8 protein-coding genes are annotated in these 17,121 nt (G+C 67.3%); 7 read left to right on the forward strand and 1 reads right to left on the reverse strand.

Annotated features, from left to right (window positions below; translation table 11 throughout):
- Nucleotides 1–210: 210 nt before the first annotated feature.
- On the reverse strand, nucleotides 211–2,142 hold the full coding sequence (asnB, locus tag ACYOEI_RS40410) for an asparagine synthase (glutamine-hydrolyzing) (RefSeq protein ID WP_462856333.1): 1,932 nt from the start codon (nucleotides 2,140–2,142) through the stop codon (nucleotides 211–213).
- A gap of 322 nt (nucleotides 2,143–2,464) precedes the next feature.
- On the opposite strand from asnB, the gene ACYOEI_RS40415 reads away from it, so the two are divergent.
- The 7 genes from ACYOEI_RS40415 (at nucleotide 2,465) to ACYOEI_RS40445 (ending at nucleotide 16,993) form a co-directional block, all read left to right on the forward strand.
- The gene (locus ACYOEI_RS40415) at nucleotides 2,465–3,058 is read left to right on the forward strand and encodes a thioredoxin domain-containing protein (protein WP_462856335.1); all 594 of its coding nucleotides are present in this window, start codon (nucleotides 2,465–2,467) and stop codon (nucleotides 3,056–3,058) included.
- A 35-nt stretch (nucleotides 3,059–3,093) separates the two neighbouring features.
- Nucleotides 3,094–5,802, forward strand: a complete 2,709-nt coding sequence (locus ACYOEI_RS40420; RefSeq protein ID WP_462856336.1) for a hybrid sensor histidine kinase/response regulator — start codon at nucleotides 3,094–3,096, stop codon at nucleotides 5,800–5,802.
- A gap of 172 nt (nucleotides 5,803–5,974) precedes the next feature.
- Nucleotides 5,975–6,973: a diguanylate cyclase gene (locus ACYOEI_RS40425; RefSeq protein ID WP_462856337.1), complete on the forward strand. Its 999-nt coding sequence runs from the start codon at nucleotides 5,975–5,977 to the stop codon at nucleotides 6,971–6,973.
- A gap of 447 nt (nucleotides 6,974–7,420) precedes the next feature.
- Nucleotides 7,421–8,800 carry an enolase C-terminal domain-like protein gene (locus tag ACYOEI_RS40430; protein ID WP_462856338.1) on the forward strand — a complete coding sequence of 460 codons (1,380 nt, stop codon included), beginning with the start codon at nucleotides 7,421–7,423 and terminating at the stop codon, nucleotides 8,798–8,800.
- 23 nt (nucleotides 8,801–8,823) lie between these two features.
- Complete coding sequence (locus ACYOEI_RS40435; protein ID WP_462856340.1) at nucleotides 8,824–9,492, forward strand: methyltransferase family protein; 669 nt, start codon at nucleotides 8,824–8,826, stop codon at nucleotides 9,490–9,492.
- Nucleotides 9,493–9,863: 371 nt separating this feature from the next.
- Nucleotides 9,864–10,490, forward strand: coding sequence for a sigma-70 family RNA polymerase sigma factor (locus ACYOEI_RS40440; protein WP_462856342.1), 627 nt, complete (start codon nucleotides 9,864–9,866; stop codon nucleotides 10,488–10,490).
- Nucleotides 10,487–16,993 carry a protein kinase domain-containing protein gene (locus tag ACYOEI_RS40445; protein WP_462856344.1) on the forward strand — a complete coding sequence of 2,169 codons (6,507 nt, stop codon included), beginning with the start codon at nucleotides 10,487–10,489 and terminating at the stop codon, nucleotides 16,991–16,993. The genes ACYOEI_RS40440 and ACYOEI_RS40445 overlap by 4 nt, the downstream gene beginning before the upstream one ends.
- Nucleotides 16,994–17,121: the final 128 nt, after the last annotated feature.

Genomic DNA, 17,121 nt, shown 5'->3' on the forward strand with positions numbered 1-17,121 from the left:
CGACGGAACTGAGTCCGCTGCAGCGCAGGCTCCTGAGCCTGTTGCGAATGACGGCGGCTTATAACCGCTGACGTGGCGACCGCCGGAAATTCGGAGAAATTGAATGCCGGATGTGCGGAACGTAGGGGCGAAGAACGCTGCGGCCCGGATCGAGGCGTTGTCGAAGATGAAGACGCCGTAGCAAATCTTCTCATCAGTTGCATCGCAAAATCATTTCCACCGTCCGTCGATATGGTTTCGGAACCAGAGCTCGAGCATCAGGAGGTTCCAGAGGCGGTAGGCGTGGTCGCGTTTGCCGGTGACGTGCTCGTCGACCAGGGTGGCGACGGCGTCGGGGCGGAAGAGGCCGCGGGCGGTGGCGACGGGGTCGAGGAGCACGGCGCGGAGCTCGTCCTTGAGGGGGCCGCGGAACCAGCGGTCGAGAGGGACGCCGAAGCCCATCTTGGGGCGGTTGCGGATCGAGGGGGGGAGCGTCTCGGCGAAGGCGTCCTTGAGGACGGCCTTGGATCGTCCGCCGCGGAGCCGGAGCTTGCGGCCGATCGGCATCGCCATGGCGAGCTCGACGACGCGGTGGTCGAGGAACGGGCCGCGGCACTCCAGGCTGTGGGCCATGCTCGCCATGTCGACTTTGACGAGGAGGTCGCCGGGCAGGTACGTGATGAGGTCGGCGACCATGGCGCGGGTCACCGGGTCTCGGCTCGCGCCGACCGCCAGGGCGTTCCGGAGCATTGAGGCGGGGTCGGCGGTGTCCGGGGCCGACGAGCCGGCTCGCGCCAGCTCGTCGATCCAGGCGTCGGTGTAGAGGGCGGCCCGCCCGTTCTCGTCGAACTGGCTGGCCCAGCGGAGGTAGCGGGCCTCGAGAGGCTCGGCGAGCCCCTCGAGCCAGCGGCGGAGGCTACGCATCCGCGTCTTCGCCCGCGACGAGGCCGGCAGGGCGCGGGCGAGTGGGCCGCTCAGGACCCCACGCGGGCCCGCCGGCAGCCGCTCGAAGTAGCCCGAGAGCGCGACGGCCCGGTAGCGGTCGTAGCCGGCGAAGAGCTCGTCGCCGGCGTCGCCGGTCAGGGCCACCGTCACCTCACGCCTGGTCTCCTGGGCGACGTGCCAGGTCGGCACCGCCGAGCTGTCGGCGAACGGCTCGTCGAACTGCCAGGCGAGGGCGGGCAGGGTCTCCCAGGCCTTCGGCGTCACGACGAACGCGTGGTGCTCGGTCCCCAGGAACTTCGCGGCGGCCTCGGCGTACTGGCTCTCGTCGAACGCCGGGTCGTCGAACCCGATCGAGAAGGTCTTCACCGGCCGGCTCGACGCCTGCTGCATCAGGCCGACGATGATCGTCGAGTCGACCCCGCCCGACAGGAAGGCGCCGAGGGGGACGTCGGCGACCATCTGCTCGCGGACGGCCTCGCCGAGCGTGGCGCGGAGCTCCTCGATGTCTTCGCCGAGAGGACGCCGCCGCTCGACGGACCAGTCGGGATCCCAGTAGCAGCCGAGCTCGAGCTTGCCGTCCTGCCAGCTCGCGAAGTGGCCCGGGGGGATCTTGTGCGTCCCCTGGAGGATCGTGTCGGGGTGGGCGACGTAGCCGTAGGTCAGGTAGCGATCCAGGGCCTTCGGGTTCACCCGCCCGGGCACGTCGCGCTCGGGGAGCGCGAGGAGCGACTTGAGCTCGCTGGCGAACGTGATCCTCGAGCCGTCGTGGCGGTAGACCAAGGGCTTCTGCCCGAGCCGGTCGCGGGCCAGCAGGAGCCGTCGGCGGGGGGCGTCCCAGATCGCCAGCGCGAACATCCCGCGCAGGTGCGCGAACATCCCGGTCCCCTCGTCCTCGTAGAGGTGGACCAGGACTTCGGTATCCCCTTGCGAGCGGAGCGTGTGCCCTCGGGCCTCGAGCCGTCTCCTCAGGGCCGGGAAGTTGTAGATCTCGCCGTTGAAGACGGTCCAGACCGTGCCGTCCTCGTTGCTCAAGGGCTGATGGCCGCCGGCCAGGTCGACGATCGAGAGCCTGCGGAACCCGAGCGCGGCGTGGCCGTCCCGGTAGGTGCCCGCATCATCGGGCCCCCGGTGCGCCATGCGGTCCATCATGGCCGCGAGCTCGTGCTCGCCGAGCGGCTTGCCGGCGTCCGTCCACGCCGCCCCCGAGATCCCGCACATACGCGTATCCTCTCGAAATCCCGTTCCGGTCCGTTCGTCGCGGACGTTCCCTCGACGACCCGCCGGAGCGACTCCCCTTCGAGTGTGGCTCGGGGAGTCTCGCATCCATTGTGGTGGCCGGGCCTCGCGTTTCCAATGGAGGGGCGACGCGTTCCTCGTTCGAGTCGGCGTGGAGGATTCGGGGATGTGGCGACAGTCCTCTCGAATCGTCGAGATGCCCTGGTTTGTCGATCGTTCGCGAACCCCGAGAGCCGCGTTACCATTTCCGTCCTATGCTCGCTAGGGCGACGCCGTCTTCTCGTCGACCCTTTGGGATGATGCAATGACGCATGTCAGCAATCCTCGAGTCTTCCTCACAGGGGCATTGGTCACCTGGGGGGTTGCGGTCTCGTGCGGCCTGGCGGCCCTGCACGCCTATGATTTCACCCCGGGCCGGGCGGCCGAACCTCGACGCGACTGGCCGTCGGGGACCGGTCTCCGCTTCGACCCCGCACGTGCGAACCTGATCCTGCTCGCCCATCCCCGTTGTCCGTGCACGAAGGCCAGCCTCGAGATGCTGTCTCGGGTCATGGAGGGCCACGAGAACAGCGTCTCGGCGCAGGTCGTCTTCTACCAGCCGGGGCATGGCCAGGGCCACTGGTTGCCGACGGATCTCCAACGACGTGCGGAGGCGATCCCGGGCGTCCGAGTGGTCGAGGACCTAGGCGGCCGGGAGGCTCTTCGCTTTGGTGCTGCGACTTCGGGGACGGTCGTCTTGTATGATAAGGGGGGGCGGTTGCTGTTCGCGGGCGGGATCACCTCCGCGCGAGGGCAGGCCGGCGACAATGCCGGACTCGACGCGGTGATTGCGAGGCTCACGGGGAACGCGGGGGAGCCACCCCGGGACTTCCCCGTGTTCGGGTGCTCGATCCATTGACGTTGAGGTATCGCGAGACCGGAAAGGGTCACGACATGGCGGTTTCGGACCGGGCGGATGAAGCGGTTTCCGGGGCCATCAAGGCCCAGGCCCGGGTCGCTTTCGAAGAGAGTCTGAACGCGATCGCCCGCCGCACCGACCGGCTCTTCGCCGGGTTGCTCGGCTTCCAGTGGTTCGCCGCGGTCGTCGTGGCCCTGGTGATCTCACCCCGAGCCTGGGCGGGGACGTCGAGCTGGATCCACGTCCACGTCTGGTTCGCGCTCATCCTCGGGGGCGCGATCGTCAGCCTGCCCGTCTTGCTCGCCTTGTTCCGTCCCGGCTGGGTGTTGACCCGGCATGTCGTCGCGATCGGCCAGATGCTCATGGGGGCGCTGCTCATCCACCTGACAGGTGGGCGGATCGAGACCCACTTCCACGTCTTCGGCTCGCTCGCGTTCCTCGCCTTCTATCGCGACTGGCGTGTGCTCGCCACCGGGACGGTGGTCGTCGTGCTCGACCATGTCCTGGGGGGCGCCCTCTGGCCTCGCTCGACTTATGGGTCCAACACCATCGACCCCTGGCGATGGTTCGAGCACGCCGGCTGGGTCGTCTTCGAGGACATCTTCCTCATCCGGTTCTGTCTCGAGAGCGTTCGCGAGCTTCAGTTGGTCGCGCAGCGGCAGGCCGAGATCGAGGCGGCCCGGGCCAGGGTGGAGGCGGCGGGCCATGCTCGTGCCGCACAGCTCGAGGCCCGCGTGGCCGAGCGGACGTCGGAGCTGGTCCGGGCCAAGGAGGCCGCCGAGGCCGCCAGCCGGGCCAAGAGCGAGTTCCTCGCCAACGTCAGCCACGAGATCCGGACCCCGATGAACGGGATCATCGGCATGACCGAGCTCGTGCTCGACACCGCGCTCTCCCCCGACCAGCACGAGTACCTCGAGGTGGTCGCCTCGTCGGCCGACGCCCTGCTGACGGTCATCAACGACATCCTCGACTTTTCCAAGATCGAGGCCGGCAAGCTCCAACTCGACCCCGGCCCGCTCGACCTCCGCGACTGCCTCGGCGACGCGATGCGGACCCTCGGCCTCCGCGCCTTCCAGAAGGGGCTGGAGCTCGCCTTCGACATCGCCCCCGACCTGCCCGACGCCCTGGTCGGCGACGGCGGCCGGCTCCGGCAGGTCGTGGTCAACCTCGTCGGCAACGCGATCAAGTTCACCGAGCGGGGCGAGGTCCTCTTCCGCGTCCAGAAAGCCTGGCGCGAGGGGGATGAGATCGGCCTGCGGTTCGCGGTCTCCGATACGGGGATCGGCATCGCGCCCGACCGCCGGGCCGCGATCTTCGCCCCCTTCGAGCAGGCCGACGGCTCGTTCACCCGCAAGTACGGCGGGACCGGCCTGGGCCTGCCCATCTCCTGCCGGCTCGTCGAGCTGATGGGGGGCCGGATTACCTTGGAGAGCCGCCTGGGCGAAGGGAGCCTGTTCTCGTTCGTCGCGCGGTTCACCGTACGGGGCGATGGCCTCCCCTTGGCGAATGTGCCGACGGGCAACCTCCGCGACGTCTCCGCCCTGATCGTCGACGATAACGCGAGCAACCGCCGGATCCTCCACGACCTCCTGCTCCAGGTCGGGATGAGGCCGACCACCGTCGAGGACGGGCGGTCGGCCCTCTACTTGTTGAAGCGAGCGTCCGAGGCCGGCGACCCGTATCGTCTGGCCATCTTCGACGTCATGATGCCCGAGATGGACGGCCTCACCCTCGCGTCCCGGGTCCGGATGGACCAGGCCTTGTCCACCCTGCCGATCATCATGCTCTCTTCGGCGGGCCAGCAAGGGGACGTCGACCGTTGCCGAGAGCTCGGTGCCATCTACCTGACCAAGCCGGTCAAGCAGTCCGACTTGCTCAAGGCGATCACGAACATTCTCCCGGGCGCCCCGCCCGCACCCAAGCCCCGCGAGCCTCGCGGGACCGATGACGCGGCGACCGAGTCTCCGCAGGTCTCTCGGCTCCGCGTGCTCGTGGCCGAGGACAACCCGGTCAACCAGACTCTGGCCGTCCGTCTGCTCGAGAAACGGGGCCACGAGGCCGTCGTCGCCGCCAACGGGCGCATCGCGCTGGACACCCTCGAGCGCGAGCGGTTCGACCTCGTACTCATGGACCTGCAGATGCCGGTGCTCGACGGCCTGGAGGCCACCGGGTTGCTCCGTCGCCGCGAGCAGGAGACCGGGGCGAAGCACATGCCGGTGATCGCGATGACCGCCCATGCGATGCGGGGTGACCGCGAACGCTGCCTGGACGCCGGCTGCGACGACTATGTCTCCAAGCCGATGCGGGCCGCCGAGCTCGCCGCCGCGATCACCCGCTGCCTGGCCCAACGCGAGGCGGTCGAGAATCCGCCGGCCCCTTCTCCCTCCCCCTCCGAAGCTCCCGAACGCGAGTTCAACGTCGCCGATGCGCTCCTCGAGGTGGATGGCGACGAAGAATTGCTCCGCGAGCTCGCCGACGTCTTCCTCCGGGATGGCCCGAGGTTGATCCAGGAGGTCCGCGACGCCGCCGCCGTCGGCGATGCCTATCTGCTCAGCAGAGCCGCCCATGCCTTGAAGGGATCGGTTGCCAACTTCGGTGCGAAGGAGGCCGTCGCCGCGGCCTCGGCCCTGGAGCTCCTGGCCCGCGACGGCAAACTTTCCGAAGTCCCACCGATCCTCCAGGAGCTCGACCGCCGGGTCGCGGAATTGCTCGATGGGCTTGCCGCCGTCGCGCGACCGGCCTAAATCAGATCGGGACGCTCCATCTAATTGTTTCGCAATTGCAACGTGCGCCACGTTGTGTCCATTTTTTCCTTGGCAACGCGGGCCGCAGGGAATAGCCTTTGCGACTGGGAATTGTCCACTGCATCAGGACGAACATACCCATTGACTCAGTCGCATTCAATGAAGTTGGTCTATGAACATTTTGATCGTGGATGACGATCTCGCCTCCGCCCTGGCGCTCCGCAAGATGCTCGAGAAGATGGGCTACCAGGTCGAAGTCGTCCACGACGGCGCCGAGGCCTGGGAGCGTGTCCGCCAGGGAGGCATCGAGCTCCTCCTGTCCGACTGGATGATGCCTTCGCTCAATGGGCCGGAGCTTTGCCGCTTAATCCGGGCCCAACCGGACGCCCTCTACACGTACATCATCCTCCTCACGGCCCGGAGCGGTCGCGAGGACCGGCTCGCGGGCCTGGAGGCCGGGGCCGACGACCTCCTGACGAAGCCGGTCGACACCGGCGAGCTGACCGCCCGGCTGACCGTCGCCAGCCGCATCCTGGCGATCCAAGAGCAATTGCGTGCTCACGCGACGCAACTTGAGGATCTCCATGTCGCCCTCGAGCGCCAGAACTCGCTCCTGGCCAAGCGTGCCTCCACCGACGGCCTCACCGGCTTGAGCAACCGAAGACACTTCGACGAGAACCTCGTTTCCGCCCTCTCGTACGGGGAACGGCATCGCGGGCCGCTCTCGCTGGTCCTCCTGGATGTGGACCACTTCAAGCCCTACAACGACACCTTCGGCCACCAGGCCGGGGATCAGGTCCTCCGCGCCGTCGCCGAGACGCTCCGGTCGCACTCGCGATCGCACGAGGTCGTCGCACGCTACGGCGGCGAGGAGTTCGCCGTGATCCTGCCCGAGACCGACGCGGCCGACGCCCGTCGCATCGCCGAACGGCTCCGGAGCGCGATCGCCAACCGGGGCTGGAAGCACCGAGCGGTGACGGCCAGTTTCGGCGTGGCCACGGCCACCCCCCCCTATCCCGATGCCGCTCGCTTCATTGAGCGGGCCGATCGCGCCCTCTACCACTCGAAGGCCCGGGGCCGCGACCGCGTCAGCCATTTCCTCGACCTCGGGACCGAGCAGCCTGAGACTCAATGGTCGGAGTCCGTCGTCCTCTCTCCGGGTCTGGCATAAGGCATCGAAGTTCCCCCCCCTCGCTTCGATGTCTTCGCCGCGAGCGACGAATGGACTCGTCCGTATCCCCCAACTCTCCCCGTGCCCATCGGGCCGGGTCGCTTCGCGGAACCTTCCCGAAGCCGAACCACTCGGTTCGGAGACAACCCCAAGTCTTCCGAGATCGATCGCCGCGTCCGCTCGATGTCGCCCGTCGAGTTGAGTCTCTCGACTTTCCGAGGGGTTTGCCCTCCGCTGTGCGTCGGTCCCACGGGAAAACGAGTGCGGAAGTCATCGCATGAAAGCGTGCGGCTGATTTTCGGGTTTCGACGGCCCGCCTACCCTCTCCTCCTCCTCGGCATCCAGGGTGGATCGGGAGCCTTTCACGGGCCGGACGAGCGTGTTAGAGTGCCGTCGGTCGTGCGCTCTCGGCGAGGATCTCGATCTTCCGAACGAGATGGGTGGGATATGGACCGACGCGACGTCTTGCGACTCATCCCCGCGGGGGCCGCGCTCGCGGGCCCGGGACTATTAGCGATGGGTGGAGCCTCGGCGCGGGCCGCCGAGCCCGAGAAGCCGGCGGCCCCCCGAGGCCTGCCGCCGCTCAAGATTACGGATATCCAGACGATCCTCACCGCCCCGGACCGGATCCGCCTGGTCGTCGTCAAGGTCGTCACGAGCGAGCCCGGCCTCTACGGGCTCGGCTGCGCCACGTTTACCCAGCGCCCGCTCGCGGTTCAGGTCGCCGTCGACAAGTACCTCAAGCCGTTCCTGATCGGCCGCAACCCCGACGAGATCGAGGACATCTGGCAGTCGTCCTACGTCAGCTCTTATTGGCGGAACGGACCGGTCCTGTTCAACGCCATGAGCGGCGTCGACATGGCCCTCTGGGACATCAAGGGCAAGCGGGCGAATATGCCCGTGTACCAGCTCCTCGGGGGCAAGTGCCGGTTCGCGGCGGCCCTCTACGCCCACGCCAGCGGGCGGGACTTCCTCGAGTTGGAGGAGCGCGTGAGGGCGGCCATGGAGAAAGGCTACCGGCACGTCCGCGTCCAGCTCGGGGTGCCGGGAATGGCCACCTACGGGACCGGCGGCGCCACCGGCGACCGCGAGGTTCCCCCGCGAAACGGCCCCGTCGGCCCGACGAGCCCCGGCGCGATCTGGGAGCCGGCCAAATACGTCCGCGAGATCCCCAGGCTGTTCGAGCACCTCCGGTCGAAGCTCGGCGACGAGATCGAGCTCCTGCACGACGTCCACGAGCGCGTCACGCCGAGCCAGGCGATCCAGCTCTGCAAGGACCTCGAGCCGTACCGCCCGTTCTTCGTCGAGGACCCCGTCCCCCCCGAGCAGAACGACCACCTCCGCCTGATCCGGCAGCAATGCGCCACGCCGATCGCGATGGGAGAGTTGTTCAACACGCAACATGAATACGTCCCGTTGATCAAGGATCGGGTGATTGATTTCATCCGGATCCACATCTCGCAGATCGGCGGCCTGAGCATGGCCCGCAAGGTGGCGGTCCTCGCGGAGTTCTTCGGCGTGAAGACCGCCTGGCACGGCCCCGGCGATGTCTCCCCCGTGGGCCACGCGGCCGGGTTGGCGCTCGAACTGGCGAGCCACAACTTCGGCATCCACGAATCCGGCGTCTTCCCGCCCAACACCCGCGAGGTCTTCCCCGGCTGCCCCGAGACGAAGGACGGCTTCCTCTACGCGAATGAGGCCCCCGGCCTCGGGATCGACCTCGACGAGAAGGCCGCGGCGAAGTTCCCCTTCCCCGCCGATGGCCCGACGTTCCAGCACAGTTGGGGCTCGACCCGCCAGCGCGACGGCACGGTCATCCGCCCCTGAGCCTCGTTTCGAGGTTTGGACCCATGAGCCACGGATTCCAGAAGTGGGGGTTGATCGTCGCCACGCCCATTTCGGTGGGGCTCTACCTCGGGCTCGCGGTCTGGGGCTGGGGCGGGTGGGACGCGTACTTGGCCCACCCTGCCCGCGTCGGCGCCGCGGTCGCGACGGTCGCATCCTCGATCCTGGCGATGTTCACGAGCGGCAACCTCTCGACCGGCCGGCGCGAGGACACCCACAACCGCTGGATCTTCCTCCCGGTCCTGGCCATCGGCTTCTTGCTGGGATGGCTTCCGCCTTACACCGATCGTCGCGACTTCTGGACGATCGACGGGGATGTCGCACGCTGGGGCGGGCTGGCCCTGTACGTCGTCGGCTGCACCGTGCGCATCATCCCCATGTTCGTCCTCGGCCGACGGTTCAGCGGCCTCGTCGCGATCCAGGAAGGCCACGAGCTCGTGACGAGCGGGATGTACCGCCTGATCCGCCACCCCAGCTATCTGGGAGTCCTGTTGACCCTTTTCGGCTGGGATCTGGTCTTCCGGAGTGCCGCCGGAGTCCTCCTCTCGCTCCTCCTCATCCCACCCCTCGTCGCCCGGATGAACTCCGAGGAGGCCCTGCTCTCTTCGGAATTCGGCGAATCCTACGACGCCTACCGCCGACGCACGTGGAGGCTGTTGCCCTATCTGTACTGAGACATCACCGAGGCGGATTGTCCGGGGATCCGAACGTCGATGGGGAGACCTTCCAAGGCCATTCCTCTGGGTACTCGGTCTTGCCTGACATTCCACTTTGGCTCAAGCCGCAAAATCAGTACTGGGACGGATGTCGAGGGTGCCACGGGTTGGTACTCCACCCCGTGAGCCGAGCGACTTGGCCGACGCTCTCGGGGTGGAGTACCAACTCGTGGCACCCAAGTCAGGATCCTCAGCACCGATTCCGCGGCTTGAGCCTTCCCCTTTTCTCCGAGGCGGTTCCCGTAAACGCGCGACAAACCGCGCCGGATCTGTCCCGTATATCCGCAGGCGCGCGGGTTAAGGGTATGGGGATGATCGTGGATTCGAACGTGAATGAAACATCAGATCTTGTCGAACGCCTTCGGGACGGCGACCGCACGGCCCTGGCCGGGGTATTCGCCGCCTATCGGGATCGGCTCCTGAAGATGGTCGACCTCCGGCTCGACCCTCGACTGCGCCCCCGGCTCGACCCTGTGGATGTCGTGCAGGATGCGTTCCTTGATGCTTCCAAGCGACTCGACGCGTACCTCGTCGACCCGCAGTTACCGCCCTTCCTCTGGCTCCGCCTGATCGTGGCCGAGCGGATGGCGACGCTCCATCGTCACCACATTGGGACGAAGATGCGTGACGCGGGCCGAGAGGTGTCGCTGTACCATGAGGCGCTCCCCCAGGCCAGCTCGGCCGCGCTGGCGTCGATGCTCCTGGGGCGTCTGACCTCTCCGACGCAGGCGGTGCAGAGGGCGGAGAAGCTCCTGAGGGTGCAGGAGGCGCTGAACGGCCTGGAGGCCACGGACCGCGAGATCCTGGCGCTCCGGCACTTCGAGCAGCTCAGCCGGTCCGAGGCGGCCTTGGCCCTGGGCATCACCGAAGAGGCCGGCGCGAAGCGATACATTCGTGCCTTGAAGCGGATCAAAGACGTACTGGCGAAGATGCCGGGAGGACTGGAGGGGCTGTGAGCGACGCGACCGCCTCGCAATCCGGGTCGAACTCCGGGAACGACAATCGTCTCGATCTGCTCGCCGACGAGTTCGCCGAGCGATACCGACGCGGCGAACGCCCGAGCCTGAAGGAATATACCGACCGTTACCCCGAGTTGGCCGAGGACATCCTCGCGCTCTTCCCCGCGATGCTCGACCTGGAGCAGGCCGAGGAAGTCCGCAAGGACGGCCTCGAGGGCGATTCCCGGTCCGCGAAGCCGTTCCCGACCCCGAGCCTCTCCCACGTCGGCGATTACCGGATCCTCCGGGAGATCGGCCGAGGCGGGATGGGAGTCGTCTACGAGGCCGAGCAGGTCTCCCTGGGCCGCCGCGTTGCGCTCAAGATGCTCCCGCCCAACGTGGCCCTCGACATCAAGACGCTCGAACGGTTCCGTCGCGAGGCCCGCGCCGCGGCGCGGATGCATCACACGAACATCGTCCCCGTGTTCGAGGTCGGCCGCGAGGGGGACGCGTGTTACTACGCCATGCAGTTCATCCAGGGCCATGGTCTCGACATCGTCTATGAGGAGGTCCGTCGCCTCCGAGGTCGCGCCAAGCCCGAGAAGACGCGGCGAGGGGCCGAAGAACTGGCCGGCGTGGCCGACGTCAAGGTCGGGCCGACAACGCCGCGCGACGGTCCTCAGGCGGGATCTCCCAGGGAGACCGAGATCGGCCAGGTCGTCAACTCGCTGCTGACCGGCCGATTCGGGTCCAATGGTCCCGGCACGATCTCCGCCCATCTGGGGCAGGCCGACCTGCTCGCTCGGACCCAGGCCGAGGCCGCGGACGGGAAGGACGCCGATCGCCATTCGCTCGAGGGGCCTCCCCTGACCGCCTGCTCGACGATCTCCGGCGTGCTCCCGGGAGGGACCCAGATCCCGACCGTCGAATCCGGGCGGGCCGCCTATTTCCGGAGCGTGGCGAGGATCGGCCTCCAGGCGGCCCAAGGGTTGGCCTACGCCCATGCCAGGGGCGTCGTTCATCGCGACATCAAGCCGTCGAACCTGCTGCTCGACACGACGGGTGTCGTCTGGATCACCGACTTCGGCCTCGCGAAGGCGGACGACGACGGATTGACGCAGACCGGCGACCTCCTCGGCACCCTGAGATACATGGCCCCCGAGCGGTTCCGGGGCGAGGGCGATGCGCGGGCGGACGTCTATGGGCTCGGGCTGACCCTGTACGAGTTGCTCACCCTCGAGCCGGCGTTCGATGCCACCGATCGGCTCCGCCTGGTCGAACAGGTCAAGTCGGTGGAGCCGCTCCACCCCCGAGAGCACGACCATCGGATCCCGAGGGACCTGGAGACGATCGTCCTGAAGGCGATCGAAAAGGACTCGAGGCGTCGCTATCCTACCGCCGACGAACTGGGCGAAGACCTCAGGCGCTTCCTCGACGATGAACCGATCTTGGCTCGGCGCACCTCGTCGACCGAGCGGCTGGCGCGCTGGGCCAGGAGAAATCCGGGCGTCGCGGCGCTCGGCGGGGTGCTCGCCGCGGTCCTTGTCTTGGCGACGACGGCGTCGCTGATCGTGGCGGGGCGGATGACGATGCTGGCGGCTCATCAGGAGCACGCGGCCTTGAGCGAGAAGATCGCCCGGATCGCGGAGCAAGAGGCCCGCAAGCACGAAGCCGCCCTCCGGGCCCAGGCCGAGGCCGCGCAGAAACGCACGGCCGAGGCGCTGGCCGAGGCGGACAGCCAAAGGCTCCGCGCCGAGGCCGGATTCGCCAAGGCGAGGGCGGCCGTCGACGACTATCTCACCAGGGTCAGCGAGAGCCAGCTCCTTCAGGTTGCCGGGTTACAGCCCCTGAGGCGTGACCTGCTCCAATCGGCCCTGACCTTCTACCAGGGCTTCGTCAAAGAGCGTGACGGCGAACCGGCGCTCCGCGCGGGGCTGGCCTCGGCGCTCCTGCGCGTCGGCAAGATCCAGAAGGAGCTCGGTCAGGATTCCCAGTCGAAGTCCTCTCTCGACCAGGCCACCGCACTCCACAAGGCCCTGCTTATGGAGAGGCCCGGGGACATCGAGTTGAAGGCTGCCCTCGCCGAATGCCATTATCAGCAGGGCCACAACGCGCGGGCGATCGCGATCTGGACGTCCCTCGTGCAACCCGAGACTCTCCGATTCCGCAAGGAACTCGCCAACACCTACACGTCGCTCGCCGTCCAGCATGGGGAAGGCAATCGTCCGGATCAACAACTCGCGGCCTGCCAGCAGGCCCTTTCCCTCTGGGAGGGGCTAGTTGGAGCCGATCCCGAGGATCCGGAATATCAGATCGGCCTGTCCGCCACCCTCAACAACCTTGGCGTCGTCTTGAACTCCAAGGGCCAACTCGCCGAAGCCCTGGCGATGTTCCGAAGGGCCGTCGAGCACGCGGGGGCGGCCCACGCACGAAGCCCTCACGTCATTCGTTACGGGCGGAGTCTCGCCATCAGCACCGCGAACGTGGGCACGCGCCTCAGGGCGCTGAACCTCGACCAGAACGAAACGCTGATGTGGGAGTGGAAGGGAAATGATTTGTGGAAGCGGCTGGCCGCCGAGAACCCGTCCGTGCCGTCGATCCAGTCCGCGTACTTCTGGAACTCCAGGCAGATCGCGTTCCATCTTCGGAAGGCGGGCCAGGCCGATGAGTCGGCTCGCCTGATGCGCCAGGCCCGCGCCACATTCGAGAGGATGCCGAATCAAAATCCTTTGGATTTGTACAATCTCGCCTGCGTCCGCGCCCTCTGCGCCGAGATCCCGCCTGGCGCGGAGAAAGACCCGTTGTTCGAGGACGATCCCGAAGAACGGCGTCGCTTCGCCGACCTCGCCGTCGAGGCCGTCTCCAAGGCGATCGACGCCGGCTTCAACGACGCGAACCTGATCAAGACGGATCATGACCTCCTGTCGATCCGCGACCGCGATGACTTTCAAGCGTTGATTGCCCGGCTGGTGCCCATCGTAAAGGGAGGGACGGCGGCCGAAGGCACCTCCAACTCCGATAAGATCCTCGAGGCGGGCGCGAGCCTTGTCGCCCGTCGCGCTCGGTTGTTGGCGGCCGATGCGGGCGACGCAAAACTCAAGGGCGACCTGGCCGCCAGCAAGCACGCCTTTGGCCTGCTCCAGACCGAGCGAGGCAAGGTCGACGACGCGAGCCGGTCGTTCGCCGAGGAGCTTTCGATCCGAGAGGCGCTGGTCGCTGCCGACCCGAAGTCCGTCCTCCTTCGGGCCGATCTTGCGATCGCCCGGATCGCTCTCGGCGAGATCGCCTGGAAGGCCGGTCGATTGGCCGAGGGGGCGAAGCCGCGCCTGGAGGGCCTGGAGACGCTGAAAGCCCTGGCCCGCGAACAGCCCGAAAATGCCTCCGCGAAACAGCGACGCGAAGAGGTCGAGCGGGCCTTGGGCTACGACTATGGGCAACTCGGGTTGTGGGACGAGGCTGCGCGATATTCGCTCTTCGCGCCGGGCACGATCGGCCCGAATGCCTTCGCCGCCGCCTCGCTGGTGCGACTCACGCGACCTCCTGAGGAATATCGCCGCCTCACGGTCGAGATGCTCGGGTGGCCGCACCCCGACGGGTCTGAGCTCGAACTGCTCCGCTCCCTCCTCTTCGACGGAAGCGCCGCCGAGCCAGGGACCCTGGTGCGTATGGCCGAACAGCGCAAGCTTCGGGTTGGCTGGGAAGTTTGGTGGCTGAAGTATAACCTCGGCCTGGCCTACTACCGTGCGGGCGAGTTCGCGAAGGTCACCGAGGTGATCTCCGAGGAAATGCCGCATGAGTGGCTCCTCGCCGTCCTGGCGATGGCCCACCATCGGCTCGGCCACGGCGACCAGGCCCGGCACCTCTTCCGCGAGGCTGAGGCCCGTTATGAGACCCTCCTGGAAGCTTCGCTCCTGGATTCGACGCTGCACGTCTCCGCGTGGTGGTACGACGCCGCCTGTTATGAAGTCCTCCGACGTGAGGCGGGCCAACTCATCGAGGGGGCCTGCCCTCCGGCCTCGCCCCTCCTGCATATTCATCGTGGCCGTGCCTACTCCATGCTCGGCGATGCGGCGAAGGCCGAGGTCGAGTTCGCGAAGGCGGTCGCCTCGCGGCCCGACGACGCCTCGGTGTGGCTCGCCCGAGGCCGGGCCTTCGTCCAGATCGGCAGAGAGGATCTGGCGCGGGCCGACTTCGCCCGAGCGGAGGGACTCGCGGCGAAAGGCCCCCCTCCCTGGATCCTCCAGGGCCGATTTCTGGCCGAGCGAGGCCGGCACGCCGAGGCCGACTCCGCCTATACACGTGCCGCCGGCATCGCCAAGGGGGACGTCAGACCATTTTTTGATGCGGGCTGGTGGGTCGTCGGCTCCTATCCCGAGGATCCGAACCTCTCGCAGCCCCCCGGCCCGCCCGAGATCGACCCGGACCCGTCGACGGGCGTCGCCGCCTTCAGCGGCCCGGACGACCTCCGGTGGCGTCACGCGCCGAGCGGCGACTATGGCATGGTCGACCTGTCCGTCCCGTTCGGGACTTCGGCCCAGTCGGCCTATGCGATGACCTACGTGTTCGCGGCCGACGAGCGCGTCGCGACCTTCCTGATCGGCGGAGACGACGACGTCCGCCTCTGGGTCAACGGCCAACTCGTTCACGAGGACCCGAATGCCTATCCCGATCATCCGGGCCCCGGATCTCTCGCCCCGGTGACCGTCCGCCTCCGAAAGGGAAGAAACGTCCTGCTCGTGAAGGTTAGCAACGAGGTCAACGGCTTCTGCTTCTACCTGCGGCCGGCGGAGGGTTCGATCGAACGCGGGTTGGATTTCGCCCGGGTTGGCCTGTGGGGCGAGGCCGCCGCCCAACTCCGTCCGGCCCTCGATCGATTGCCGCCGGGAGGAGATGTCAACGCACAGCGGCGGGCCCTTGCTCTCTTCCTCCTGCTCTGCAACGACGAGACAGGCTTCCTCACGTACGCCCATAGCTTGGTCGCGACGTATGGTTCTTCGGACGATCCCTCGGACATCAACACGCTCTGCTATGCGTGGCTGTTCTCCGCCAAGCCTTCGGTCGACGGCGATCGCCTCGTCCGGCTCGCGCAAATGTGCTACGAACGCAACGGCCGCAACGACTTCAACCTCTTCGAGCTTGCCGTCGCCCGCTACCGAGCCGGGAAGTTCGAGGACGCCATCGGCACCCTGAGCGAGACCCCGATCTTCCGCGACTGGCCCCTCCTGGCGATGGCCCATCATCGGCTCGGCCACGGCGATGAGGCCCGGACCTGGCTCGCGAAGGCGACCGACTGGTACGACTCCGAGGTCCAGGAAATCGGGGTGACTCCGGCCGATTTCCGTCCGCACGGCGATTCCTGGTGGAACCAGGCCCAGTTCGAGCTCCTCTACCGCGAGGCTATGCGACACATCGAATCCCCCGGCTGGATCGACCGCAACCGCCAGGGCCTTCAGGACCTCGCCCGAGAGCGGGTGAATCGCTTCGCCGGGGCGACTTCCGACCTCGACCTTTCCATCCTCTCTCGTCCCGAGCAGCCCCAGCTTCATCTGGCTCGCGCCCGGATCCTTGCCGAGCTCCATCGCGACCGCGAGGCCGAGGCCGACCTGGATTGGGCCGTCGGATCGAAGCCCGTCAATCCGGTCTTCTGGAAGCGGCGTGCCAGGATCCACGTCCAGATGGGGAGGCCCTCCAAGGCGGCCGAGGACATTTTCAAGGCACGCCGGGAGTCGACCGTGCTGGATCAGTGGTGGACGCGACAAAGTTTCGGAGTCTGCGCCGAGATCGTCGGTTTCGATGGCGTCTTCGCCGAGCTCGTTCGCCTCGATCCCTATTGGAATGGGTATTGGGACGCTCGCCTCTTCGATCGAGGCCGGCAACGTCTTTGGGGCGAGGCCGCGACCGATGCCGCGGAGGCGGTCGCGAGAGGATTGAACCGTTCCCAGCACTTGAGCCGGCTGGCGTCGCTCCAGGCATGGATCGGAGATCGTCCGGGCCTGCGCGAATCCTGCCGTAAGCTCCTGGCGACCTACGGGGCGGTCGACGGCTCGGATCGGTATCAGGTCCGAGACGTCGCCGTCTCTTGCCTGCTCATGCCCGACCTCGTCGATGACCTCGGGCCGGTCCGAAGGCTCGCCGAGCTTGGCGTCACCGTCAGCGACGAGAACGCGGGGGACCACCACTCGTTCCTCATCGTTCGCGCCCTGCTCGATTACCGCGCCGGAGATTTCGATAAAGCCGCCGAGCGTCTCGAAAGTCTCTCTCTGGTTTCCGACGATTGCTGGACCCACGTCGGCCGAATCACCTTGGCCCTGGCCCACTTCAAGCTCGGCCGTGAGGCGGAGGCCCGCCGGGATTTCCACAAGGCGTCGGAGGCCGTTCTCCGCAGCCGGCCCCGGCTCGATCGAGGACAGCGATACGACGAAAACCTCTGGCCGGATTGGGTCGGCGCGGAGGTCCTCCTCCACGAGGCCGAGGCCGTCATCCTGGACCCTGCATTCCCGGTAGACCCGTTCGCCTTCTAGACCGAAGTTCCAGGCCCGGTTTGGGCGGAAAGCACGCTCCAGCAAGGGGTTAAGTGCGATTTCGGCTCGGAATTGTAGCCACTAAAAATTTTCAGACAATCTTGACAACTTCGGTTTCGTCGAGAAAA

It is taken from the genome of Singulisphaera rosea, from assembly GCF_054877945.1.